We start from the raw sequence: 22,749 nt of genomic DNA on the forward strand, positions 1-22,749 counted from the left end.
CTCCTTCACCGCATAGGAAGCGGTGAAGGGCCCTTTCGCTGCGTCTTGCTCCTCAAGTGCGCGAGGTCGCCTACGCCACGCTCGTCCCGAACAGCACACCGACGTAGTAGGTCACCAGCATCGTCAGCGCACCGACGCCGACGTTCCGCGCGATCGCGCGGCCCACGCGGGCGTCGCCGAGTTTCGCGCTGATGAACCCGGTCAGCGCCAGCCCGGCCACGACCGCCGACGCGCACGCCCAGACCCGCGCCGAGGTCGGCGTCCACACGATCGCCAGCAGCGGCAGGAGCGCGCCGACGGTGAACGCCACCAGCGACGCCCACGCCGCCTGCCACGGGCTGGTCAGATTGTCCGGATCGATGCCGAGTTCGGCTTCGGCGTGCGCCTGCAGCGCGTCCTTTTCGGTCAGTTCACGGGCGACCTCGGCGGCGAGTTCCGGGGAAAGCCCCTTCTCCTCGTAGATTTCCGCGAGTTCCCGTTCTTCGGCCTCGGGCATCTCTTTCAGTTCGCGCTTTTCCAGCCGCAACTGGGCGCGTTCGGTGTCGCGCTGTGTGCTCACGGAGACGTATTCGCCGCCCGCCATGGAAAGCGCGCCCGCGACCAGTCCCGCGATTCCCGCGGTGGCGATCGCGGTGGAGTCGGTGGTCGCGCCCGCGACGCCGACCACGATGCCCGCCACCGAGACGATCCCATCGTTCGCGCCGAGAACCCCGGCGCGCAACCAGTTCAGCTTGCCGCCGAGGTCCGCGTGCGGTTCGTGCGGATGTGAAGTCGATACGGTATCGGTCACCTTTTCAGTGAAACACAAAGAACGGCATCCGGCGAGCGAAGAACGTTTCGGTAAATAGAGGCAATCCTTATTGACTATTGCCTTACCTAACCCATCGGCTACGTTGTGTCCGTGGCCGAGGTGGTGATCCTGATCGGGCTCCAGGCATCCGGGAAGACGACGTTCTTCCGCCGGGAGTTCGCGGCGACGCACGTCCACGTCAGCAAGGACACCTTCCCCAACGCCAGGCGGCCGCAGGCCCGGCAACTGCGGATGCTGTCCGAAGCGCTCGAGGACGGCCGTTCGGTGGTCGTGGACAACACCAACCCCTCGCCGGAGGAATGGGCGCCGTTGGTCGAAGTCGCCAGGCGGTACGGCGCGGGGGTCCTCGGATACTGGTTCCCGCCGGATCTCGAAGGCTCCCAAGAGCGCAACGGCCGCCGGAAGGGGAAAACCCGGGTGCCCGACGTCGGTCTGTATGCGACGCTGAAACGCCTCAGGCGCCCGAGCGCCGAAGACGGTTTCGACGAGCTGTACACCGTCGGTTTCGACGGCGAAGGCGGTTTCGTCGTCGAGCGGGGGTGAACCATGGACGCCGGTGATTTCGAGGCGCGGCAACGGGAACGAGAGTGGTTCCACGGGCTGACCGTGCCGCCGGGAGCCTGGACGGTGCTCCGCGTCGACGGCCGGGGTTTCTCGAAGTTCACCGAAGCGCGGTTCGAGAAGCCGTTCGATCCCCGGTTCGCCGACTGTATGGCAAAGGCGGCGGGCGCCTTGCTGTCGGAGTTCGCTTCACCTTACGTATACACGGAAAGCGACGAGATCTCGCTCGTGCTAGCCCCGTCCGCCGACCTCTTCGGCCGGGGTGTCGAGAAGCTCGTGTCGATCTCCGCCGGCGTCGCCTCGGCCGCGTTCACCCACGCGGCCGAGGTACCCGCGCACTTCGACGGCCGCGTTTGGCTCGGCACGACGGCGGACGACGTCGTCGACTACTTCTCCTGGCGCCAGGCGGACGCGGCCCGATGCGCGCTCAACGGCTGGTGCTACTGGATCCTCCGCAAGGCGGGGAAATCGGCGAACGAGGCCGGAGCCGTCCTCGACGGCGCCGGCGTCTCCGAGAAGAACGAGCTGCTCTTCGCGCACGGCGTCAACTTCGCCGAAGTCCCCGCCTGGCAACGGCGCGGCGTCGGGCTGTACTGGGAGTCCTACGAGCGCACCGGATTCGATCCGGTGCGCGAGGTCGAGGTCTCCGCGACCCGCCGCCGCGTTCGCGTGGAGCGTGAGCTGCCGATGAAGGACGAGTACCGCACCTTCCTCGGCGAACTGCTTCAGCCGATCGGTTCGGGCAGCCGTCTCACGGTGTAGGCGAGTTCGATCGTCTCGCCGGTCGCCGGGTCGCCCAGTTCCACGCGCCAGGAGTCGGCGAACTGGTCGACGCCGTGCACCATCGGGATCGTCCCCGAGATCAACACGGTGCCCGGCGCGTGCAGGCCGCGTTCGCGCAGCACGTCCAGCCAGTACGACGGCGGCAGCAGTTCCGCGAGCTTTCCTTGCTGGATCAGGGTTTCCCCGGCCCAGGCGGACAGCGTGAGGTCGTCGAGCCGGTCCTGGACGTCCACGAGCCGCCACGCCTTGGCGGCGAGGACGTCGGGGCCGGCGTTCTTGCTCCACGCGACGCCGTGCGCTTCGAGCGCGCGGTCGGTGTGGTCGCAGGCGGCGGTCAGGAGGACGTCCTCGGGCGCGGGGCCGGTGATGACGATGGCCCATTCGGCCTCGCCGGAGGTCCGCTCGTGCTGCACCGGGACCTCGTCGGTCTGGCTCGCCAGGTACGGCGCGACGGGGTAGAGCGCCGGGATCACCGAAGGCGCGGGGACGCCGAGTTCGGCAAGTTCGGCCACGTGGGCGGCGACGTCCTCCTGGCTGCGACCGGCGTATCCGGCGTTCAGCAGCGTGTGGACCTCGGTCCACCGCTCCTGGCCGTCGGGAAGGGTGAAACGCAGCTCAGGCATCTGTCCTCCGAGATTGGGGGTTGCGCATACAGCTTGTATACAAGGAGTATATCCGCAATTCAACCCCTCCCGGCGGGGTTGCGGATCTCCTATGGACGGATGTGGACATGACCTCACCAGCCGGTGACCGGCGTTCGTTGCACAAGGCCTTCGCGGCCAGCCTCTCGGGAACAGCGCTCGAGTGGTACGACTTCGCGGCCTACTCGGTGGCGGCCGCGACGATCTTCGGGAATCTCTTCTTCCCCTCGGAAGACCAGCTCGCGAGCACGATGGCGGCGTTCTCCACCTACGCCGTCGGCTACCTCGCCCGGCCGCTCGGCGGGTTCCTGTTCGGCCGCCTCGGCGACGTGCTCGGCCGCAAGCGAATCCTGGTCATGACGCTCGTGCTCACCGGGGTGGCGACGTTCCTCATCGGTGTCCTGCCCACTTACGAGACCATCGGCGGCTTCGCGGCGGTGCTGCTCGTGGCGCTGCGGTTCGCGCAGGGTGTCGGCATCGGCGGCGAGTGGGGTGGCGCCGTCCTGCTCTCGAGTGAGTTCGGCGATCCGAACAAACGCGGTTTCTGGGCCTCCGCCGCCCAGATCGGCCCGCCCGCGGGCAACCTGCTCGCCAACGGCGTCCTCGCCGTGCTGGCCGGACTGCTCACCGAGGACCAGTTCAACAGCTGGGGCTGGCGGATCGCGTTCCTGCTTTCCGGCGCGCTGGTCGGGTTCGGCCTGTGGATCCGGCTCAAGCTGGAGGAGACCCCGGTCTTCAAGCAGATCCAGGAGCGCGGCGAACGTCCGTCGGCGCCGATCTCCGAGGTCTTCCGCACCGAACGCCGCGCGCTGGTCGCGGCCGTGCTGATCCGTGTCTGCCCGGACGTGCTGTACGCGCTGTTCACCGTCTTCGTCCTCACGTACGTCACCACGCACACCGATCTCTCGCGCGGCGCCGGGCTGGCCGCGGTGATGATCGGTTCGGCGTTCCAGCTGGTGCTGATGCCTCTGTTCGGCGCGCTCTCGGACCGCGTCTCGCGGCGCAGGATGTACCTGATCGCGACCATCGCCGCCGGGATCTGGCCGTTCGTGTTCTTCCCGATGGTCAGTGGCGGTTCGTTCGTCATGCTGGCGATCGGGATCGTGCTCGCGCTCGTCATCCACGCGGCGCTCTACGGGCCGCAGGCCGCGCTCGTCACCGAGCAGTTCTCGCCGCGCCTGCGCTACACCGGCAGCTCGCTGGCGTACACGCTGGCCGGCGTGATCGGTGGGGCTCCCGCGCCGCTGCTGTTCACGGCGCTGCTGGCCGGTTTCGACACCTGGCTCGCGATCGGAGGCTACTTGCTCGTGACGGCGGTGGTGACCATCATCGGTGTCGTGCTCGCCCGTGACCCGGACCGCGAGGAGGCGGCTGCCATGGAGCCGGTGCGATGACCTGGACGACCATGTCCACAGTGGAGGGTCTGCCGCTGATCGGCGGACAGGGCCGGTTCCGCACGCTCGCCACGGCGGAAGGCGGGCTGGCGTACGAGATCGCCTACCCGGCGGGCGTCGCTTCTCCCGTGCACAGCCACGATCACGACAGCATCGTGTACCTGGTTTCGGGTTCGCTGCGCGGCACGCTCGACGGCCGGGAAGTGGCCCTCGAAGCGGGCGGCACGATCGTCCACCCGCGTGGCGTCCGGCACAGCGTCGAGGCCATTGTGGACAGTCAGTGGGTCGAATTCAAGACGCCACTGCCTTCGCGGCCGCCCATCGCGGAATGAAAAAACCGGGGCGGACACTGATTTCCAGCGTCCGCCCCGGTCAGGAGGAAAGTCTTACGCGTCCAGCTCGGCCAGCGCCAGCTTCGCCTTCTCCAGCTCGGCTTCGAGCTGGGCGACCTTCGCGGCCTGCAGCTCGCGGGCGGCGTTGATGACCTCGTCGATCGGGCCCGACAGGTCGGCGTGCAGTTCCTTGGCGGCGCGGGACACGGCCGCGGCCGGGATCTCCAGGCCCTTCGTGACCCACTTGCTGCCGTTCTTGAGCTCGGCCTGCCACTCGCCGTCGGCGGTGCCGGTGACCGTGAGGGTCAGCTCGACGGTGCGGGTCTTCTTCGCCGTCGTGGCGACCTTCGGGCGGCCACGCTTGGGCTTGGGGGACTCCGCCGCCTCTTCGCCGGGGGTCTCCGCCGGGGTCTCCGGGCTTTCCGGGGTCTCGGTCTTCGCCTCGGCCGGGGCTTCGGCCGTCTCCGCCTGCGGCGTCGAGTCGACGGGCGCTTCGGTAGCCGCTTCTTCGGACACGGCGTCAGTGCGTGTCAAGGCATCCACGGTCATCGTCGGTGTCGTCTCCTTGCCCGGGTATGGGGTGGTACCCGGCACATCCTAGAACAGGCGTTCGAGTGACGCGAACCGGACAATTTCGCGAGCGGTACGAAGTGCAGGCCGACCACGAAGAGCACCCACGCGGGCACGGCTTCGNCATCGCAAAATTTGCGATGAAAGACTCCTTCATGTCAGGTGGGAGGTCGCTACTCCTCGGACTTGCCGGACTTCAGGCCCGAAGAGATCAGGTCCATCACCGACGAGTCGGCCAGCGTGGTCACGTCGCCGACCTGGCGGTTCTCCGCGACGTCGCGCAGCAGGCGGCGCATGATCTTGCCGGAGCGCGTCTTCGGCAGCTCCTGCACGACCAGGATCTGCCGCGGCTTCGCGATCGGCCCGATCTCCTTGGCGACGTGGTTGCGGAGCTCCTGGACGGCCTCATCGCCACCGTCCACCGCGTTTCCGCGCAGGATGACGAACGCGACGATGCCCTGCCCGGTGGTCGGATCGGTCGCGCCGACGACGGCGGCCTCCGCGACCGTCGGGTGCGAGACCAGCGCCGACTCGACTTCGGTGGTCGAGATGCGGTGCCCGGACACGTTCATCACGTCGTCGACCCGGCCCAGCAGCCAGACGTCGCCGTCAGCGTCGTACTTCGCGCCGTCTCCGGCGAAGTAGAAGCCCTGGTCGGCGAAGCGGGACCAGTAGGTCTCGCGGAAGCGCTGCTCGTCGCCCCAGATGCCGCGCAGCATGCCCGGCCACGGCTTGTCGAGCACCAGGTATCCGCCGCCGCCCTTGCCGACCTCGACGCCCTGGTCGTCGACGACCTTCGCCGAGATGCCCGGCAGCGCCTTCTGCGCGGAGCCCGGCTTCGTGGCGGTGACGCCCGGCAGCGGCGAGATCATGATCCCGCCGGTCTCGGTCTGCCACCAGGTGTCCACGATCGGCGCGGCGTTCGCGCCGATGTTCTCGCGGTACCAGATCCACGCCTCGGGGTTGATCGGCTCGCCGACACTGCCGAGCACACGCAGCGACGAGAGGTCGTACTTCTGCGGGATCTCGTTGCCCCACTTCATGAACGTGCGGATCAGCGTGGGCGCGGTGTAGTAGATGGAGACCTTGTGCTGCTGGACGATCTCCCAGTGGCGGCCCTCGTGCGGGGTGTTCGGCGTGCCTTCGTAGACGACCTGCGTCGTCCGGTTCGCCAGCGGCCCGTACACGATGTACGTGTGCCCGGTGATCCAGCCGATGTCGGCGGTGCACCAGTAGACGTCTTCGCCTGCCTTGTGGTCGAAGACGTTGTGGTGCGTGTACGCGGCCTGAGTCAGGTATCCGCCGGAGGTGTGCAGGATGCCCTTCGGCTTCCCGGTGGTGCCGGAGGTGTAGAGGATGAAGAGCGGGTGCTCGGAGTCGAACGCCTGCGGCGCGTGCTCCGCGGACTGGCCGTCGACCAGTTCGTGCCACCAGATGTCGCGGCCTTCGGTGATCGGCACCTCTTCACCGGTGCGGCGGACGACGATGACCTTCTCGACCGATTCGGCGCCTTCGAGCGCTTCGTCGACATTGGCCTTCATCGGGGCGGCCTTGCCGCGACGGTACTGGCCGTCGGTGGTGATGACGATCCGCGCCGCCTGGTCGTCCACGCGGGAACGCAGGGCTGTCGGGGAAAAACCACCGAAGACGACACTGTGCAGGACGCCGATCCGGGCGCAGGCGAGCATCGCGACGATCGCCTCGGGCACCATCGGCATCTGGATGGCGACGCGGTCGCCCGCCTTGAGGCCGAGGGACTCGAGCGCGTTCGCGGCCTGGGAAACCTCGTCCTTCAACTGGGCGTAGGTGATGTCGCGGCTGTCGCCGGGCTCGCCGACCCAGTGGATGGCGACCTGGTCGCCGTGCCCGGAATCGACGTGGCGGTCGACGCAGTTGTACGCGACGTTGAGCTTCCCGCCCACGAACCACTTCGCCACCGGCGCATTGGTCCAGTCCAGTACCTGCGACCACTTCGTTTCCCAGTGCAGGCGCTCGGCCTGCTTGGCCCAGAACGCTTCCCGGTCGGCGTCGGCTTCGGCGTAGAAGTCGGCGGTGGCATTCGCTTGCGCGCTGAAAGCCTCACTCGGGGGGAAGGTCCTGCTCTCCGTGAGCAAATTGTCCAGCGCCGGCGACTGCTCGGTCATGGTGCGATGCCTCCTGTGATTCGCGTGTCTTCACGCCCGTTGGCACGCTATCGACGTTACGACGCGAAGTAAAAGGTTGCATCGCGGTTGCGTGCGGCATTCACACGCTTGAGGACAAAGCGGTACGGACCGCAGGCCATTCTGGTCCGGTGAGGGAGTAGACGACAGTGTCGCGGACGCTTCCGTCGGGCCGGACGCGATGCGCGCGCAGCACCCCTTCCCGTCGCGCGCCGAGACGTTCGATCGCCTTCTGTGACTTGAGGTTGCGGATGTCGGTCTCCCACGAGACGCGGTTCGCGCCGAGGTCGTCGAAAGCGTGGCGCAGCAACAGGAGTTTCGACTCGCGGTTGAGTCCGGTCCGCTGCCATTCGGAACCGATCCAGGTGTGGCCGATGGAAACGATCTTGTGGCGCGCGCTCATCGCGTAGAACGACGTCGTGCCCGCGACTTCGCCGGTGCGCGCGTCGATCTGGGCCCAGGCGCGGCGGTCGGTGTCGGCGAGGATGCCGTCGACCATGGCTTCGGTGGCGGCGAGGTCCTGCGGCTGCCGGAGGCTGAGCCAGGTCCAGATCGCCGGGTCGGAGCCCGCCGCGAAGAGGCCCTTCGCGTGGTCGCGGGTGAGGGGTTCGAGGCGGACGCGTTCGCCGCGCAGGGTGGCATGGACACTCCAGCTGTTCCAGTCGGTCACGGCCTCGACGCTACGTCCTTGTAATGGCCTTACTGGATAGCCAGTTTCGAAGCATTCGAGAAGGCCACTACGGCGTTGCCTATGCTCGCGGGAACGATCGACGAAGGCGAGGCACCATGGCCGAAGAGCGGGAAGAGCTCACCTGGGAGTTGTTCGGGACGGCCAGCAGGGAGCTGGCGCAGGCCGTCGCCGACGACGGCTTCGAGCCGGACCTCATCCTGTCGATCGCGCGCGGCGGGCTGTTCGTCGCCGGCGCGCTCGGTTACGCGCTCGACGTGAAGAACCTGCACGTGATGAACGTCGAGTTCTACACCGGCGTCGACCAGCGTCTCGACCTGCCGGTCATGCTGCCGCCGGTGCCGAACGTCGTCGACCTGACGAAGAAGAAGGTGCTCGTCGCCGACGACGTCGCGGACACCGGTGCGACCCTGAAGCTGGTCCGCGACTTCTGCGCCGACCACGTCGCCGAGGTGCGCTGCGCGGTCGTCTACGAGAAGCCGCGCTCCGAGGTCAAATGCGAGTACGTCTGGAAGCACACGGACCGCTGGATCAACTTCCCGTGGTCGGTGCAGGCGCCCGTGGTGCGGCGCGCGGGACAGGTGCTGGACGCGTGACCGATCCGCTGAAGCCGCTGCTGGACCTCGAAGGGGTCGCCGCGGCCGCGAAATCGGCGCAGGACGCGGTGTTCGCCGTCCATCGGCTGCCCGCCAACCTGCGCGGCGGCGCGGCGACGGCCGCCGAAGCGTCCGTGCGGTCGGCGCGGGCGTCGGCCGGGATCGAAGGCGCCGCGCCCGAGCTGCCCGAATCCGGTGAAGTGACCGATCCGGTGCTGGCGGGCGCGCTGCGGGTCGCGGAAGCGCTGGAGGGTCTGCTGCCGACGTGGCGGCGCGCGCCGTTGCAGGCGTTGGCGCGTCTGCACGTTCTCGCCGCGTCGGATCTGGTGACGGATCTCGACGCGCTGGGGCGGCCGCGGTCGTCCGGTGACGTCGGGCCGCGGCTGGAGATGCTGGCGCAGCTGGTCACCGGTGCGACGTCGGTGCCGGGGCCGGTGCTGACCGCCGTCGTGCACGGGGAACTGTTGGCACTCAAGCCTTTCGGCTCCGCGGACGGTGTTGTCGCGAGGGCGGCGGCGCGGCTTTCGGCGGTGGCGACCGGACTGGACCCGAAGGCGCTGACGGTACCGGAGGTCGCGTACTTCCGGCGGGTGCCGAAGTACCTCGAAGCCGCTTCGGCGTTCGCGGGCGGAACCCCGGAGGGCGTCCGGGCTTGGCTGCTCTTTTCGTGTGAAGCGTTCGAGGCGGGCGCTCGCGAGGCGAAGTCCATCTCCGACGCCGCCGGCTGACCCCTGGCGAGATCTCACACGGGATCTTGCCCAGGTGTAGTGCGTGACCACATGGCCTAAGCGCGCCGGGAGACCTAACGTCGTCCGGCATGAGTGGTGCGTATCACAGCGATCTGGCCGGTAAGTCCGCGCTGGTCACAGGCGCGGCGAGCGGGATCGGCCTGGCCTGCGCCGAAGCGCTCGCCGAGGCGGGGGCCAAGGTCCACCTCGCGGACATCGACGACGCCGTCGAGAAGGCGGCGGCCGACGTCAACGGCATCGCGCACGTCGTCGACCTCACCGACGCCCAAGCCGTCGAGACGCTCCCGGCCGAGGTCGACATCCTCGTCAACAACGCCGGTTTCCAGCACATCGCGCCGATCCACGAGTTCCCGCCGGAGACGTTCGCCCGCGTCCAGGCGCTCATGGTCACCGCGCCGTTCCTGTTGATCCGCCGCGCGCTGCCGCACATGTACGAACGCGGCTGGGGACGCGTGGTCAACATGTCCAGCGTCCACGGCCTCCGCGCGAGCCCGTTCAAATCCGCGTACGTCACCGCGAAGCACGCGCTCGAAGGCCTCTCCAAGGTCACCGCGCTCGAAGGCGCGGAGCACGGCGTGACCAGCAACTGCGTCAACCCCGGCTACGTCCGCACGCCGCTGGTCACCGGCCAGCTCCAGGCGCAGGCCGAGGAACACGGCCTCGAACGCGACGCCGTCATCGAACAGGTCCTCCTGCGCCGTTCCGCGATCAAGCGGCTCATCGAACCCGCCGACGTCGCCGCGTGCGTGCTCTGGCTGTCCGGCGAGCACGCCGCCCATGTCACCGGTACCTCGATCCCCCTCGACGGCGGCTGGACCGCCGCGTGAACCCCCAAGAAAGGACGTCTTCGGTGACCACCCAGAACCGTGGCTCGATCGCGAAGGTCGTCAGCGCCAGCCTGATCGGAACGACGATCGAGTGGTACGACTTCTTCCTCTACACCTCCGCCGCGGCGCTGGTGTTCGGCAAATTGTTCTTCCCCTCCAACGATCCGCTGACCGGTACGCTGCTCGCGTTCCTGACCTACGCCGTCGGTTTCCTCGCGCGGCCGATCGGCGGGCTGGTGTTCGGCCACTTCGGTGACCGCGTCGGCCGCAAGAAGCTGCTGGTGCTGAGCCTGTTGCTGATGGGCGGTTCCACCTGCGCCATGGGCATCCTCCCGACGTATGCCTCCGTCGGTGTCCTGGCACCGATCCTGCTGACGCTGCTGCGGCTCGTGCAGGGTTTCGCGCTCGGCGGCGAATGGGGTGGCGCGGTGCTGATCGTCTCCGAACACGGCGACGACAAGCGACGCGGATTCTGGGCGTCCTGGCCGCAATGCGGTGCTCCCGGCGGGAACCTGCTCGCGACGGCGGTGTTGGCGATCCTCGCCGCGACACAGTCCGACGAGGTGTTCCTCAGCTGGGGTTGGCGGATCCCGTTCCTGCTTTCCGGTGTCCTTGTGGTGATCGGGCTGTGGATCCGGCTCGCGGTCAGCGAATCACCGGTCTTCCTCGCCGCGCAGAAGAACAACGCGACCACGCACGCGCCGGTCGTCGAGGTGTTCCGCAACAGCTGGCGCGCGGTGCTGATCACGATCGGTTCGCGGATGGCGGAGAACGTCTCGTACTACGTGATCACGGCGTTCATCCTCGTCTACGTGACCACCGGCCTGAGCCTGCCGAAATCGGCGGGGCTCAACGCGGTGCTCATCGGTTCGGCCGTGCACTTCCTGACCATTCCCTTGTGGGGCATGCTTTCCGACCGGATCGGCCGCCGCCCGGTGTACCTGTTCGGCGCGATCGGCATGGCGGTGTGGAGTTTCGCGTTCTTCGCCATGCTCGATACGAAGAACCCGGGCGTCATCATTCTCGCGGCGACCGTCGGGCTGGTGCTGCACGGCGCGATGTACGGCCCGCAGGCCGCGTTCTTCTCCGAGCAGTTCCCGACGCGGGTGCGCTACACCGGCCTTTCGGTCGGCGGTCAGTTGTCGTCGATCGCGGCCGGGGCGGTGGCGCCGCTCATCGCGGTCGCGTTGTTCAGGGAGTTCGGCAGCACGATCCCGGTCTCGCTCTACGTGGTCGCGATGTGCGTGCTGACCGTGATCGCCCTGCTCGCCGCCCGCGAGACCAAGGGCGAGTCCCTGCACTCCGAAGTTCTCACGGAGCGCGGTCACGTGTCAGCATGACCGTTGTGGACGGTTCCGCGCAGTTGCGCCGGCTGCTCGAACTGCTCGCCTCCGGGGCGGGCAGCGAGCAGCTGGCGCACGTCCCCGTCGACCCGAAGGCCACCGAGCTGGCGCTGCGGATCCGGGACACCGTCGCCGAGCACAGGCGGCGCGAGGCGGAGCTGGCCGCGCTGTTCGACACGGCCAGTGACCTCGCCCGGCTGGACGATCCGGACGCCGTCCTGCGGTCGATCGTGCGGCGGGCGCGGGCGTTGCTCGGCGTGGACGTCTCGTATCTCAGCCTCAACGACGAGACCGAAGGCAAGACCTACGTCCGGGTCACCGACGGGTCGGTTTCCGCGCTGTTCCAGGACATCGTGCTCGGCATGGGCGAGGGGCTCGGCGGCCTGGTCGCGCAGACCGCGCGGCCGTACGCGACGGCGGATTACTTCGACGACAAGCGGTTCCGCCACACCTCGTCGATCGACACGGGGGTGCTCGACGAGGGATTGACCGCGATCCTCGGGGTGCCACTGGCGATCGGCAGCAAGGTCATCGGGGTCCTGTTCGCCTCGGACCGGACCACGCGGGAGTTCTCGCCCGACGAGGTCGCGCTGCTGTCGTCGCTGGCCGACCACGCGGCGATCGCGCTGGACAACGCGCATCTGCTCGACGAGACGCGCCGCGCGGTCGCCGAGCTGAACGCCGCGAACGCGACGATCAGCGCGCACAACGACGCGATGCGCCGCGCCGAGGACGCGCACGACCGGCTGATGGATCTCGTGCTGCGCGGTGGTGACCTGGCCGAGGTCGCCGCCGCGGTCGCGGACGTGCTCGGCGGCGCCATTGCGGTCTACGACGCGGACGGCGCGGTCCTCGCCAGGACCGACGGCGAGCTGAGTCTTTCGCGTACCGCGGTTTCCGCGTCTCGGACGAGCGGGCGCGCGGTGTCCACTGAGGACGGTTGGCTGTGCGCGGTCCAGGCGGGGCAGGAATTCCTCGGCAGTCTGGTACTCGGCGGCGGGCCGTCGCTCGGCGAGGCCGACCGGCGGCTGTTCGAGCGGGCGGGCGTGGTCACCGCCGTCCTGCTGATGCAGCGGCGTTCCGTCGCGCGCGCCGAGGACGAGGTGCGCGGGGAGTTGCTGTCGGACCTGCTCACCGCGCCGGGCCGCAATCCCGCCGCGCTGCTGGCCCGCGGCCGCCGCCTGGGGGTCGATTTGTCGGCACCGCACGCGGTGCTGGTCGCGCATGCCGACGACGTCTCCCGGCGGAGGCTGGCCACGGCGGCCGCGCGGCACGCGGACCTCGTCGGTGTCCACGCCGACGAAGTGGTGCTTCTGATTCGAGGTGCGGATGCCGGGGCGCTCGCCCGGTCCGTCGCCGCCGAGCTGACGTCCACAATGGACTGTGCGGTCACGGTCGGTGCGGCGGGGCCGGCGGCGTCACCGCGGGAGCTGGCCGTGGCGCACGCCGAAGCCGCGCGATGCGTCGCGTCACTGCTGGCGCTGGGCCGGGCTGGGGAAGGCGCGAGCATGGCCGACCTCGGTTTCGTCGGGCTGCTGCTCGGCGAGCACGCCGACCTCGGCGCGTACGTGACCGCCACGATCGGCCCGGTGCTCGACTACGACGAACGCCGCGGCACGGATCTGATCGGCACCCTTCGCGCGTATTTCGCCTGTGGCGGCAACTTGACACGCGCGAAGGACCTGCTCCACGTGCACGTCAACACCGTCGTGCAACGACTGGACCGCATCGCGTCACTGCTGGGCGAGCAGTGGCAGGCACCCGAGCGCGCGCTGGAACTCCAGCTCGCGCTCAGGCTGCACCGACTCACCAATGACCGAAACGGATGACGTCGTCGAAGTCGCGCCGGGCGATCGTGGTCGGCGACGAGCCCGGCGACGGACCGGATTCGGCGCCGTGCCCGAGCGCCACGACACCGATCGGGTCGTGATCCTCCGGCACGCCGAACTCGCCGTGCAGCCGCTCCACGCTTTCCGGCGCCAGCCCGAAGAACACCGCGCCGAGACCCTCGTCGACCGCCGTCTGGAGGATCAGCATCGTCGCCATCCCGGTGTCGACATCCCAGTACGGCACGCGCCACCACGAGTCGTCGCCCTCGGCGAAACCCTTGTCCGGCTTGGCATAGCGGTCGAGGTACGCGTTCTTGACCGAAAGCGGCACGATCGCGACCGGGGCCGTGGTGACGGATTCCGGCGCCCAGCTCGCCCCGAACTCCCAGAATTTGGCGAGTTCTTCGCCGGTGAGGACGAGAAATCCTTGTCCCTGTGAGAATCCGGCGGAGGGGCCTTTCAGCGCGTTGCGCAGGACGCGCTGAAGACTCGCCTCGGCGACGGGCTCGTCGGTGAACTTCCGGACCATGCGACGGCGTCGTACGACGTCCTGGAATTCCATGCGATCAGCTTAGTGCGCAAGTGGTCGCCAGGTCACCGCTCGCGCGCGGGATCGTCGCCGAAGCGGGCGGGCGGACGCCGTCGAGCCAGCCTTCGAGAGCGCTGAAAGCCGTGCGGAAACACGGGCCGATGGGCCGCAGCCTGTCCGGGTGCGCGTCGTAGAGCCCGTCGACGTGGTTGCCGTCGACGATCCGGTAGTAGCGCTGGAGTCCGGCACGGCCCTGGTCGGCGATCATCCGCTGGTAGACGTCGGAATCGCGGGTGATCGGCAGCAGGGTGTCGAGGGTGCCGTGCAGGGTGATCAGCGGTTTGCCGATCCGGCCGGTCAGCGAGATCCGTTCCACCGCGCGGTGCACCGACGGCGGGCGAGTGGCGTAGTCGTAGTCGGTTCCGGCGAACGACGGATCGAATTCCGCCTGATGGATGCGCTGGGTCAGGCCCCAGTAGACGTCGTTGTGGTACGGCCAGAGGAATTCCGAGCCCGGCGCGAAACCGGCGTCGAGAATCCGCTGATGGGCTTGCGCGGAACCGGCGGCGTACGCGGGGTAGGCCTTGATCGCGGGCGGCAGGAAGGTGAACAGATTCGGGCCGTCTTCGTGCCACAGCGTGCCCTCCCAATCGATACCGCCGTCGTAGAGCCACGGCCGGTTCTCGAGCTGCCAGCGGACGAGATAGCCGCCGTTCGACATCCCGGCCGCGAGGGTGCGGCTCGGCAGGCGCCCGTAGCGATGCGCGACGGCGGCCTTCGCGGCGATCGTCAGCTGGGTGACCCGTGAGTTCCACTCGGCGAGCGCGTCACCGGGGCGTCGTCCGTCGATGTGGAAGTCAGCGCCGGTATTGCCCTTGTCGGTGGCGGCGAACGCGTAGCCGGCGGCGAGGACCTGGTCGCCGATCGCGCGATCGTTCGCGTACTGCCGTCGCACACCGGGCGACCCCGAGACCACCAGGCCACCGTTCCAGCGATCGGGCAGCCGCAGCACGAACTGCGCGTCGTGGTTCCAGCCGTGCGTCGTGTTGGCCGTCGACGAATCCGGGAAGTAGCCGTCGATCTGGATGCCGGGAACCGCCTTGGGCGCGGGGAAACCGACCGAGGTGAGTCCGGCCCAGTCGGACTGGACGGTGTGCCCGGTGACCAGGGTGCCGGTCGTGGTCAGATCGTCCAAACAGGACAGTTGTTGTTTCGGAGCGCCGGGAACGCGGACGTTCCCGCAACCGCTCGCCGCCTGGGCGGGGGTCGCCAGGGCCAGCATCATCGCGAGGACCAGAATGAGCCGCATCGGCCGACGGTAAGCGGGCGTTTCGCGGATCGGTACCCGTCGCGACCACACAAAACGGGTTGCCGCTGTGGTGGTCTTCCACGTGGAAACCCCGTAGGCGCCGGTTTTAGCCTGAGGTGATGCGAAAACTCCTCATCGGCGCGGTGGTTTCGGCATTGGCCCTTCTCTTTCCTGCTCCGGCGCAGGCGGCGGCGATCCGCCCGATCACCGGGTTCGGGAGCAATCCCGGCGCGTTGCAGATGTTCGAATACGTTCCCGACGGGCTGCCGTCCGGACGTCCGGCGGTGGTCGTGCTGCACGGCTGCACCCAAGACGTGGCCGGGTACGCGCGTGACTCCGGCTGGATCGGGCTCGCGGACAAGCTGCGGTTCAAACTCGTTCTGCCGCAACAGGTTTCGGCGAACAACTTCAGCAAGTGCTTCAACTGGTTCCAGGCGGGTGACATCAAGCGAGGATCCGGAGAGGCCGAATCGATCGCGCAGATGGCGCGGTTCTCGGCAGGGAGCCGGACGTACGTGACCGGTCTGTCGGCGGGTGGCGCGATGACTTCGGTGATGCTTGCGGCGTATCCGGATCTGTTCGCGGGCGGCGGTGTCGTCGCGGGGCTGCCTTACGGCTGCGCGACTTCGATGATCGACGCGTACTCCTGCATGAACCCCGGCAAGGACCTGACCCCGAAGCAGTGGGGTGACAAGGTGCGGGCCGCGGGCAGTGGGCCGCGTTCGCCGGTCAGCGTCTGGCACGGGACCGCGGACCACACGGTGGCTCCGATGAACATGCGCGAGCTTGCCGAGCAGTGGACCGACGTCGGCGCGGCCGTCGACACGCACGCCGTCACCGGGATGGGGCACGGTCAGCCGATCGCACCGGGAGCCGGATGCGGGCAGGCGGGGCCGTATCTGCTCGACGTCGGCGTGTGCGCCGCGGCGGAACTCGCGGCGAAGTGGCGGCTAGGCGAGGACGGCGTCCAATAGCCCGGGGAAGCGCGCGTGGACGTCTTCGGTGCGGAGCTCGACCCAGCGGGTCCGGCCCTCGACGAACGTCGTCGTGAGGCCGGCCTCGCGCAGAACCTTCCAGTGATGGGAGAGCGTCGGCGCGCTGATCTCGACGTCGTACTCGGTGATGGCGCAGCTTCGCGGCGAAGGATTGCTCCGCAGTGCGCGGATCAGCTCCAGGCGTACGGGGTCCGCGAGCGCCTGGAGCACCGGCACGATCTCGATCTCGTCGATCGACGGCTGCGGCAGCGTGGTGCTCACTTCACTCCAAACTGTTTGACAGTCATCGAATAGTCACGCCACTATACCGCGCATGACGATTCGACGATCATCAAATGATCGGCTCGCTCTGGGGGCTCTGCTGGTACTCGCCGTCGGGACGTTCACCGTCGGCACCGACGGATTCGTCCTGAACGGGCTGCTGCCCACCATCGCCGCGGACCTGCGCGTCTCCGAGGCCGTCGCGGGTCAGCTGACCACGGTCTTCGCGGTGACCTACGCGGTTTCCTCGCCGATCATCGCGGCCTTCACCGGACGGCTCGACCGGCGCTGGGTGCTCGGCGCGGGGATGGTGCTCTTCACGATCGGCATGGCCGGTCAAGCGCTCGGCGAGTCCTTCGCCGTGGTCGCCGTCGCACGCGTGCTGGCCGCCCTCGGCGCCGCCGCGTTCCAGTCCAACGCCTATGTCCTCGCCGGTGCTCTGGCGTCGGACGAGCGCCGTGGTCGGGCACTGGCCACGGTCTCCGCCGGGATGAGCGTGTCGATGGTGCTCGGCGTGCCGATCGGGGTGCTGGCCGGGAACTGGTTCGGCTGGCGTGCGGTGATGTGGGGGATCGGCGCGGTGGCGCTGATCGTGATGCTGCTCGTGCCGCTTCTGCCGGGAGTCCGGATGCCGACGGTGTCGTTGCGCGACAGGCTCGCCGTCGTCGTACGGCCACCGATCGCGCGCGTGCTCGGCGTGAGTGTTCTCGGTACCGCCGCGGGCTTCGCGGCCTTCGTGTACTTGCCGGTGCTGGTCGCTCCGGTGGCGGCGGGCGCGATGATCTCGTGGCTGCTCGTCGGTTTCGGGATCGGGCAGATCGCGGGCAACGCCTTCGCGGGCCGGGCCACCGACTCGCTCGGCCCCGCGCGCGTCCGCGCTCTCTCGCTCATCGGGACGATCGTGACCCTGGCGCTGGTGGACGTCGCCGTGCTGAGCCTGCCCGGCGCGCTGATCCTCGCGCTGGCATCGGGCGTGTTCGGCGGAATGCTGATGGTGCCGCAGCAGCACCGGCTGTTCTCGCTGGCGCCCGACGCGCCGACGGTCGCCTTGGGGCTGAACGGTTCCGCGATCTACGCGGGTGGTGCACTCGGCGCCGCGCTGGGTGGCGTCGTCCTGTCCTCGGCGGGCGTTTGGTGGGTCGGTCCCGTTGCCGCCTTCGTCGCTCTGCTGGGCTTCGCGCTTTCGGTGCCTTCGCGGACGCGGGTGCCCGAGCCCGCCTGATCAAAAGGGGAGCAAGGGACCTTTGCTCTCGTTTGCGTAGGCATGCTAACTACCGCGTGGACGCGCCCAGCGGCAGTAAAGGTCCCTTGCTCTCTTTTCGCAGGTCAGAACGCTATTCGACGGACCAGCGCTCCTCGATACGCGCGAAGCGCCACACGAGGAGCGCGAAGAGCCACGTAAGCACGAAGAGCGCTACGACCGCGTAGCCCACGTAGTCGAGGCTCAGCGACCCGATCGCCGCGAGCGGTCCGGTCGTGATGCCGAAGCGTTCGGTGATGATCGAGATGACCTCGATCGTCCCGATGAGCAAGGCGACCGCGACGGAAAGCGCCGTCACGATGAGGTTGTAGTAGATCTTCCGCACCGGCTTCGCGAGCGCCCAGCCGTACGCGTAGTTCATGAAGCAGCCATCGGCGGTGTCGAACAGCGTCATCCCCGCGGCGAACAGGATCGGCAGCACCAGGATCGCGTACCAGGGCAGCGAAAACGCGGCCGCCCCGCCGGCGAGCACCAGCAGGCTGATCTCGGTCGCGGTGTCGAAGCCGAGGCCGAACAGCAAGCCGATCGGGTAGATGTGCCACGGCTTGCGCACCGCTTTGGTGGCGCCACGGAGCAGGCGGTTCAGGAAACCGCGGTTGTCGAGTTGCCGCTCCAGCGCCGCTTCGTCGAACTCGCCCCGCCGCATCCGCCGGAACACCTTCACGATGCCGACCAGCACCACCAGGTTCATGATCCCGATGAGGTACAGGAACACCGCGGAAACCGACGTTCCGATCAGCCCGGTCGCCTCGTGTAGCGCCGAGGAGTCGTCCTCGACGGCGCCGGCCAGCGCTCGCACGCCGAGCGACAGCAGCAGGCACAGGGCGAACACGATCGTCGAATGGCCGAGGGAGAACCAGAAACCGACCGAAAGCGGCCGTTGCCCGTCGGCCATCAGCTTGCGAGTGGTGTTGTCGATCGCGGCGATGTGGTCCGCGTCGAACGCGTGCCGCATCCCGAGCACGAACGCCGTGACACCGAGGCCGACCCCGAACACGCCCGTGGCGCCGAGCTCGTATTGGCGCGGCGCCACGAAAAGCGTCAGGACCCCCCAGCCGATGACGTTGAGCAGCAGGATGAACCCGGCCATCCCGGCGACGGACACCCGTTCGCGTCGCGTGAGCGCGAGGCGTCGGGATGAACGGGTCTGTCCGCCGGAACTGGGCAATCGATCAGCTCGCGCGCACCCGCAGGGAGTCGAGAGCCTTGCGTACGTGGCCATCGTTGGCCGCCAGCGCCTTCGCCGCACTCGCGACGTCCTCGCCGGACAGCAGATGGACCAGCGCGACCTTGAGGTCGCCGTCGGCCTCGGTGAGCGCGTCGGAACAGTCCGCCATGCTCATGCCGGTGGCCTCGCGCAGGATCCGGATGGTCCGTCCGCGCAGCTTGGCGTTGGTCGCCCGCATGCTGACCATCAGGTTCGAATACGTGCGCCCGAGCTTGATCATCGTCGCGGTGGAGAACCCGGTGAGGATGATCTTCTGCGCCGTGCCCGCCTTCATCCGCGTCGACCCGGCGATCGCCTCGGGGCCGGTGTCCACCGCGATGAGGACATCGACGCCCGGCGGCGTCACCGCGGCCGGATTGCCCGACACCAAGGCGGTGCGGGCACCGCGACGGCTGGCCGCGGCCAGCGCGCCGAGGACGTAGGGCGTCCGGCCGGAAGCGGTCAGCCCGAGCACGAAGTCGCCGGGTGCGACGGACTCGGCCACCTCGGCGGCTCCGGCCTTCGCGTCGTCCTCGGCGTCTTCGACGGCTTGGCGCAGAGCGCGCGCGCCGCCCGCGTGATGCGCGATGAACCAGTCCGAGGGCACGTTGAACGTCGGCACGAGTTCCGCCGCGTCCAACGTCGCCAGCCTGCCGGAGGTGCCGGCCCCGAAGTAGTGCACGCGGTGTCCCGACCGCAGCGCTTCCACGGCGAAGTCGACCGCCCGCGCCACCTGCGGCAGCACCGCGGCGACGGCTTCGGGGACCCGGCGGTCCTCGGCGTTGATCGCGCCGAGGATGCCCATGGTCGACATCAGGTCGATGTCGGTCGTCCGTGGATTGCGCTGTTCGGTTGGCGAATCGACGTGCACCACCTGGCGTGGGACGGTCATCATGCGCCTCACTTTTTCGCTCATTTGCCGGTTTCCCGCGGCCGCCGCCTGCCGTCGGGCCGGACGCCCAGACGGTGCGAGCCAACCGCGTCCCTGGTCGCGTCGAGCGCGTTGACCGACGCGTCCATGTGCCGCTGCGCGACACCGATGAACAGGCAGTCGATGACGGTCAGCTGCGCGATGCGACTGGCGGTCGCACCCGAGCGGAACGTCGTCTCCCGCGCGGCCGTGGTCAGCACGTGGTCGGCGACCTCCGTGATCGGCGAACGCGGGAAGTTCGTCACGGCGACGGTGATCGCGCCGTGCTCACGAGCCACACGCAGCGCCTCGACGGTGTCCGTGGTCGCGCCCGTGTGGGAGATGCCGATCGCGACGTCGCCGGGGCTCAGCACGGCGGCCGAGGTCAGCATGATGTGCGTGTCCGACCAGGCGAAGCTGACCCGCCCGATGCGGTGCAGCTTCTGCTGCAGGTCCGCGGCGACGAACGCGCTCGCGCCCACGCCGTAGACGTCCACGCGCCCCGCGCCGGCCACGATGTCGATCACGCGCTGTAGCGAAGGGACGTCGAGCTGGTCAGCGGTCTCCTCCACGGCGCGGGCGTCCGCGAAGCTGACCTTGCCGATGACCGCGGCCAGGTCGTCCTCCGGCCCGATCTCGCCGCCGAGGTTGCGGGACGACCGCGCCTCGGACCGGGCGGTGTCGGCCGCCAAGGCGATCCTGAGCTGCGGATACCCGCCGACGCCGACCGCCTTGCAGAACCGCGTGACGGTGGTTTCGCTGGTGTTCGCGGCCAGTGCGACCTCGGTGATGCTGCGCCGCGCGACCTGCGCGGGGTCGTCGAGGACGACCTTCGCGACGCGCTGCTCTGCCCGGGCGAGCCCGGGCAGGAGAGAGCGAATCCGGACAAGCGGACTCGCGTCGGCGTCCCGTGTCGGCTGCGCCGGCACGGCCTCGGACGGTGCGGCCGCGATTACGGATTCGGTATCGCCCACCGTGGGAAAGTTACTAACCGTTGGCATCTGCGACAAGGCTACCCACACCCTTCGGGAAGATCGCAACCTATCCGTGTCTGCGGATTCGATTTGCGATTAATCGTTGACCAGAAAGTCGCTAACCAGGTCGAGGCCGTTAACGAGGTCGAGCTAACGACTTGGCAACTTAGTGTCGCGACGCAAGGGGCTGCGTCCCGGTCAACGGGGCGGTTCGGTCAGCGCAGTGAAGCGGGCCGGTTACCTAGTGCTCAACTTCCAGCCGGTAGCGACGAAAGTAGGCGGATTATGCTCACTGTCCAGCAGTATGCGGCCGCGTTCAGTGACTTTCACACCGTCCAAGGAAATTCCCCGTCCGGTGTAACGGGCATCGGTCGTGTAACGCCAGCGGAGGGTGATTTGTGAGCTTTGCGACACCTCGGCCGCAGCCCGCCACCAAGCCCGATGACCGTGCCCGCCGAGACCGGGTTGGTCCCCGGCGGGAGCGCCTGGTCCGTTTGCACGCAGAGTAATCGTTTTCCAGGTGGCTCCGCCGTCGGTACTTGTTTCCAGGAACAGCGAGTCCGAGGGGCCTTCGGTGTCCACGAAGGTGTCGAAGGTGACCTTCAACGGCCCGCCGCGCGTCTGTAACGGCGGAGTCGTGAGCGTGGCCGTGGAGACGTCCCCGGCGCCGCTGAACCACGCGTCGTGGCCGCGCGCCGGGCGGACGGCCATCGCCTTCGCCAGCGAGCTCGCCCAGGTCTCCCGGGCGATGTTGATCGAGCCCCAGTTCCGGGTCGGGTGCACGCGGTTGGTGAGCAGGATCGCGAACGACCGCGACAGCGGGTCGATCACCAGCGAGGTCCCGGTGAACCCGGTGTGCCCGGCCGTCGAGGGTGCCGACAGCGCGCCCATGTACCAAGGCTGGTCGAGCTCGAAGCCGAGGCCGTGCGCGTTGTCGGGGAACTTGTGGTTGTAGTTCGTCAGCATCGCCCGCACGGTCTCCTCGCGCAGGATCCGGTGGCCTCGGTACGCGCCGCCGTTGAGGAGCGTCTGCGCCAGCACCGCCATGTCGGCGGCCGTGGAGAACACGCCCGCGTGCCCGGCGACGCCGCCCAGCGACCAGGCGTTTTCGTCGTGGACCTCGCCGCGTACGAGCCCCCGAGGCGGTTTCGTGGCGTACTCGGTCGCCGCGACCCTGGCCAGTTTCGACGCGGGCGGGTTGTACCCGGTGTCGGCCAGGCTTAGCGGAGCGGCGATACGGTCCTGGACCACCTTGTCCAGCGGTACCCCGGCCACCTTCTCGACCAGGAAGCCGAGCGTCAGCAGGTTGATGTCGGAGTACAAGTACGTACTGCCCGGCGCGTTCTTCAGCGGGCTGTCGAGGACGGCCTTGCGGCGTGACGGGATGTCCGGGTAGCCCTCCCACAGCGACGGGAGCGGTGTCGCGGCGAAGCCCGAGACGTGGGTGAGCAGCTGCTGGACGGTGACGGCCTCCTTGCCGTTCACCCCGAACTCCGGCAGATACCGCACCACCGGCGCCGAGATGTCCAGCTTGCCCGTCTCGGCCAGCTGCATCACCGCGATGGAGGTGAACAGCTTCGAGATCGAGGCCATGTCGAAGATCGTGTCCGCGCGCATCGGCACCTGTTGCTCGGGCGGCAGTTCCGTGCCCTTCGCGTCGGCGTAGCGGACCGCGCCACCCACTGCCTGCCGCTCGACGACCACGCCGTCGTGCGCGAGCAGGCCGACCGCTCCGGAGAAGTGCGGATGCCCGGTGGCGTCCGGCTTCGTCCAGCTCTCGATGAACCGCTCGGCCGATTTGATCGGCTCCGGGTCGAGACCGACGTCGGAGGGCGCGCCGTCACGCAGGACGGTGGACGCGGGCGCGAAGCCTTCGCGCGGCTTGTCGAACCGGCCCGCCGCGCGGTCGCGCTGCTGCTCGCTCCCTGGAATCGCCTGTGCTCCCGCCGTCGACAGCGTGGTCGCCGCGACCAGTACGGAGACGGCCGCGATCAGGATCTTCCTAACACGCAAGGTC

General features: G+C 68.7%; 23 protein-coding genes. 11 read left to right on the top strand and 12 right to left on the bottom strand.

Annotated elements, in window-relative coordinates:
- Positions 1–70: 70 nt before the first annotated feature.
- A complete protein-coding gene (locus tag LCL61_RS02370; RefSeq protein ID WP_340685293.1) occupies positions 71–790 on the bottom strand; it encodes a VIT family protein in 720 nt (239 codons plus the stop codon).
- Positions 791–901: 111 nt separating this feature from the next.
- On the opposite strand from LCL61_RS02370, the gene LCL61_RS02375 reads away from it, so the two are divergent.
- Both LCL61_RS02375 and LCL61_RS02380 read left to right on the top strand, forming a co-directional pair.
- Positions 902–1,354 carry an ATP-binding protein gene (locus LCL61_RS02375; RefSeq protein WP_340685294.1) on the top strand — a complete coding sequence of 151 codons (453 nt, stop codon included), beginning with the start codon at positions 902–904 and terminating at the stop codon, positions 1,352–1,354.
- Between the two features lie 3 nt (positions 1,355–1,357).
- The gene (locus LCL61_RS02380; protein ID WP_340685295.1) at positions 1,358–2,134 is read left to right on the top strand and encodes a tRNA(His) guanylyltransferase Thg1 family protein; all 777 of its coding nucleotides are present in this window, start codon (positions 1,358–1,360) and stop codon (positions 2,132–2,134) included.
- On the opposite strand, the gene LCL61_RS02385 is transcribed toward LCL61_RS02380, so the two are convergent.
- Positions 2,098–2,778: a DUF2848 domain-containing protein gene (locus LCL61_RS02385; protein WP_340685296.1), complete on the bottom strand. Its 681-nt coding sequence runs from the start codon at positions 2,776–2,778 to the stop codon at positions 2,098–2,100. The two genes, LCL61_RS02380 and LCL61_RS02385, sit on opposite strands and share 37 nt — an antisense overlap.
- A 107-nt stretch (positions 2,779–2,885) precedes the next feature.
- Between LCL61_RS02385 and LCL61_RS02390 the strand changes: the two genes are divergently transcribed.
- Complete coding sequence (locus LCL61_RS02390) at positions 2,886–4,190, top strand: MFS transporter (protein ID WP_340685297.1); 1,305 nt, start codon at positions 2,886–2,888, stop codon at positions 4,188–4,190.
- Complete coding sequence (locus LCL61_RS02395; RefSeq protein WP_340685298.1) at positions 4,187–4,522, top strand: cupin domain-containing protein; 336 nt, start codon at positions 4,187–4,189, stop codon at positions 4,520–4,522. The genes LCL61_RS02390 and LCL61_RS02395 overlap by 4 nt, the downstream gene beginning before the upstream one ends.
- Positions 4,523–4,576: 54 nt before the next feature.
- Here the strand turns inward: LCL61_RS02395 and LCL61_RS02400 are convergent, their stop codons facing one another.
- From LCL61_RS02400 to LCL61_RS02410, 3 genes are all read right to left on the bottom strand, one after another.
- A complete protein-coding gene (locus LCL61_RS02400; RefSeq protein WP_340685299.1) occupies positions 4,577–5,071 on the bottom strand; it encodes a DUF6319 family protein in 495 nt (164 codons plus the stop codon).
- A gap of 194 nt (positions 5,072–5,265) precedes the next feature.
- On the bottom strand, positions 5,266–7,236 hold the full coding sequence (acs, locus tag LCL61_RS02405; protein ID WP_340685300.1) for an acetate--CoA ligase: 1,971 nt from the start codon (positions 7,234–7,236) through the stop codon (positions 5,266–5,268).
- 100 nt (positions 7,237–7,336) lie between these two features.
- The gene (locus LCL61_RS02410) at positions 7,337–7,924 is read right to left on the bottom strand and encodes a GNAT family protein (protein ID WP_340685301.1); all 588 of its coding nucleotides are present in this window, start codon (positions 7,922–7,924) and stop codon (positions 7,337–7,339) included.
- 116 nt (positions 7,925–8,040) lie between these two features.
- Between LCL61_RS02410 and LCL61_RS02415 the strand changes: the two genes are divergently transcribed.
- From LCL61_RS02415 to LCL61_RS02435, 5 genes are all read left to right on the top strand, one after another.
- The gene (locus LCL61_RS02415; protein ID WP_126730058.1) at positions 8,041–8,538 is read left to right on the top strand and encodes a phosphoribosyltransferase; all 498 of its coding nucleotides are present in this window, start codon (positions 8,041–8,043) and stop codon (positions 8,536–8,538) included.
- Positions 8,535–9,266 (top strand): oxidoreductase, encoded by a 732-nt coding sequence (locus LCL61_RS02420; RefSeq protein WP_340685302.1) that lies wholly within the window; start codon positions 8,535–8,537, stop codon positions 9,264–9,266. The genes LCL61_RS02415 and LCL61_RS02420 overlap by 4 nt, the downstream gene beginning before the upstream one ends.
- Positions 9,267–9,355: 89 nt before the next feature.
- Positions 9,356–10,114, top strand: a complete 759-nt coding sequence (locus tag LCL61_RS02425; RefSeq protein WP_340685303.1) for a 3-hydroxybutyrate dehydrogenase — start codon at positions 9,356–9,358, stop codon at positions 10,112–10,114.
- 23 nt (positions 10,115–10,137) lie between these two features.
- A complete protein-coding gene (locus tag LCL61_RS02430) occupies positions 10,138–11,454 on the top strand; it encodes an MFS transporter (protein ID WP_340685304.1) in 1,317 nt (438 codons plus the stop codon).
- The gene (locus LCL61_RS02435) at positions 11,451–13,286 is read left to right on the top strand and encodes a helix-turn-helix domain-containing protein (protein ID WP_340685305.1); all 1,836 of its coding nucleotides are present in this window, start codon (positions 11,451–11,453) and stop codon (positions 13,284–13,286) included. Before LCL61_RS02430 ends, LCL61_RS02435 begins: the two co-directional genes overlap by 4 nt.
- Here LCL61_RS02435 and LCL61_RS02440 read toward each other — a convergent pair.
- Both LCL61_RS02440 and LCL61_RS02445 read right to left on the bottom strand, forming a co-directional pair.
- Positions 13,264–13,848, bottom strand: a complete 585-nt coding sequence (locus LCL61_RS02440; protein WP_340685306.1) for a nitroreductase family protein — start codon at positions 13,846–13,848, stop codon at positions 13,264–13,266. The genes LCL61_RS02435 and LCL61_RS02440 overlap by 23 nt on opposite strands.
- 4 nt (positions 13,849–13,852) lie before the next feature.
- Complete coding sequence (locus LCL61_RS02445) at positions 13,853–15,124, bottom strand: tannase/feruloyl esterase family alpha/beta hydrolase (protein WP_340685307.1); 1,272 nt, start codon at positions 15,122–15,124, stop codon at positions 13,853–13,855.
- Between the two features lie 119 nt (positions 15,125–15,243).
- Between LCL61_RS02445 and LCL61_RS02450 the strand changes: the two genes are divergently transcribed.
- Entirely contained in the window at positions 15,244–16,098 is an 855-nt protein-coding gene (locus LCL61_RS02450; protein WP_340685308.1) for an extracellular catalytic domain type 1 short-chain-length polyhydroxyalkanoate depolymerase, read from the top strand.
- Here LCL61_RS02450 and LCL61_RS02455 read toward each other — a convergent pair.
- Positions 16,075–16,380, bottom strand: coding sequence for a metalloregulator ArsR/SmtB family transcription factor (locus LCL61_RS02455; protein ID WP_340685309.1), 306 nt, complete (start codon positions 16,378–16,380; stop codon positions 16,075–16,077). The two genes, LCL61_RS02450 and LCL61_RS02455, sit on opposite strands and share 24 nt — an antisense overlap.
- 52 nt (positions 16,381–16,432) lie before the next feature.
- Between LCL61_RS02455 and LCL61_RS02460 the strand changes: the two genes are divergently transcribed.
- Complete coding sequence (locus LCL61_RS02460) at positions 16,433–17,602, top strand: MFS transporter (protein WP_340685310.1); 1,170 nt, start codon at positions 16,433–16,435, stop codon at positions 17,600–17,602.
- Between the two features lie 112 nt (positions 17,603–17,714).
- On the opposite strand, the gene LCL61_RS02465 is transcribed toward LCL61_RS02460, so the two are convergent.
- From LCL61_RS02465 to LCL61_RS02480, 4 genes are all read right to left on the bottom strand, one after another.
- Positions 17,715–18,746: a HoxN/HupN/NixA family nickel/cobalt transporter gene (locus LCL61_RS02465; RefSeq protein ID WP_340685311.1), complete on the bottom strand. Its 1,032-nt coding sequence runs from the start codon at positions 18,744–18,746 to the stop codon at positions 17,715–17,717.
- A 67-nt stretch (positions 18,747–18,813) separates the two neighbouring features.
- Positions 18,814–19,743 (bottom strand): N-acetylmuramic acid 6-phosphate etherase, encoded by a 930-nt coding sequence (locus tag LCL61_RS02470; protein WP_340685312.1) that lies wholly within the window; start codon positions 19,741–19,743, stop codon positions 18,814–18,816.
- A gap of 17 nt (positions 19,744–19,760) precedes the next feature.
- A complete protein-coding gene (locus LCL61_RS02475; protein ID WP_026467087.1) occupies positions 19,761–20,759 on the bottom strand; it encodes a MurR/RpiR family transcriptional regulator in 999 nt (332 codons plus the stop codon).
- A 210-nt stretch (positions 20,760–20,969) separates the two neighbouring features.
- A complete protein-coding gene (locus LCL61_RS02480) occupies positions 20,970–22,745 on the bottom strand; it encodes a serine hydrolase (RefSeq protein WP_340685313.1) in 1,776 nt (591 codons plus the stop codon).
- Positions 22,746–22,749: the final 4 nt, after the last annotated feature.

Origin of the sequence: Amycolatopsis coloradensis, assembly GCF_037997115.1 — a bacterium.
Taxonomy (GTDB): domain Bacteria; phylum Actinomycetota; class Actinomycetes; order Mycobacteriales; family Pseudonocardiaceae; genus Amycolatopsis; species Amycolatopsis coloradensis_A.

What these genes read in the sequence shown, in the direction of transcription:
- LCL61_RS02380 (WP_340685295.1), top strand. Translation starts at nt 1,358, where the DNA reads ATGGACGCCGGTGATTTCGAGGCGCGGCAACGGGAACGAGAGTGGTTC.
- LCL61_RS02385 (WP_340685296.1), bottom strand. Translation starts at nt 2,778, where the DNA reads ATGCCTGAGCTGCGTTTCACCCTTCCCGACGGCCAGGAGCGGTGGACC.
- LCL61_RS02390 (WP_340685297.1), top strand. Translation starts at nt 2,886, where the DNA reads ATGACCTCACCAGCCGGTGACCGGCGTTCGTTGCACAAGGCCTTCGCG.
- LCL61_RS02395 (WP_340685298.1), top strand. Translation starts at nt 4,187, where the DNA reads ATGACCTGGACGACCATGTCCACAGTGGAGGGTCTGCCGCTGATCGGC.
- LCL61_RS02400 (WP_340685299.1), bottom strand. Translation starts at nt 5,071, where the DNA reads ATGACCGTGGATGCCTTGACACGCACTGACGCCGTGTCCGAAGAAGCG.
- acs (WP_340685300.1), bottom strand. Translation starts at nt 7,236, where the DNA reads ATGACCGAGCAGTCGCCGGCGCTGGACAATTTGCTCACGGAGAGCAGG.
- LCL61_RS02415 (WP_126730058.1), top strand. Translation starts at nt 8,041, where the DNA reads ATGGCCGAAGAGCGGGAAGAGCTCACCTGGGAGTTGTTCGGGACGGCC.
- LCL61_RS02425 (WP_340685303.1), top strand. Translation starts at nt 9,356, where the DNA reads ATGAGTGGTGCGTATCACAGCGATCTGGCCGGTAAGTCCGCGCTGGTC.
- LCL61_RS02435 (WP_340685305.1), top strand. Translation starts at nt 11,451, where the DNA reads ATGACCGTTGTGGACGGTTCCGCGCAGTTGCGCCGGCTGCTCGAACTG.
- LCL61_RS02440 (WP_340685306.1), bottom strand. Translation starts at nt 13,848, where the DNA reads ATGGAATTCCAGGACGTCGTACGACGCCGTCGCATGGTCCGGAAGTTC.
- LCL61_RS02445 (WP_340685307.1), bottom strand. Translation starts at nt 15,124, where the DNA reads ATGCGGCTCATTCTGGTCCTCGCGATGATGCTGGCCCTGGCGACCCCC.
- LCL61_RS02450 (WP_340685308.1), top strand. Translation starts at nt 15,244, where the DNA reads ATGCGAAAACTCCTCATCGGCGCGGTGGTTTCGGCATTGGCCCTTCTC.
- LCL61_RS02460 (WP_340685310.1), top strand. Translation starts at nt 16,433, where the DNA reads ATGACGATTCGACGATCATCAAATGATCGGCTCGCTCTGGGGGCTCTG.
- LCL61_RS02470 (WP_340685312.1), bottom strand. Translation starts at nt 19,743, where the DNA reads ATGATGACCGTCCCACGCCAGGTGGTGCACGTCGATTCGCCAACCGAA.
- LCL61_RS02475 (WP_026467087.1), bottom strand. Translation starts at nt 20,759, where the DNA reads ATGCCAACGGTTAGTAACTTTCCCACGGTGGGCGATACCGAATCCGTA.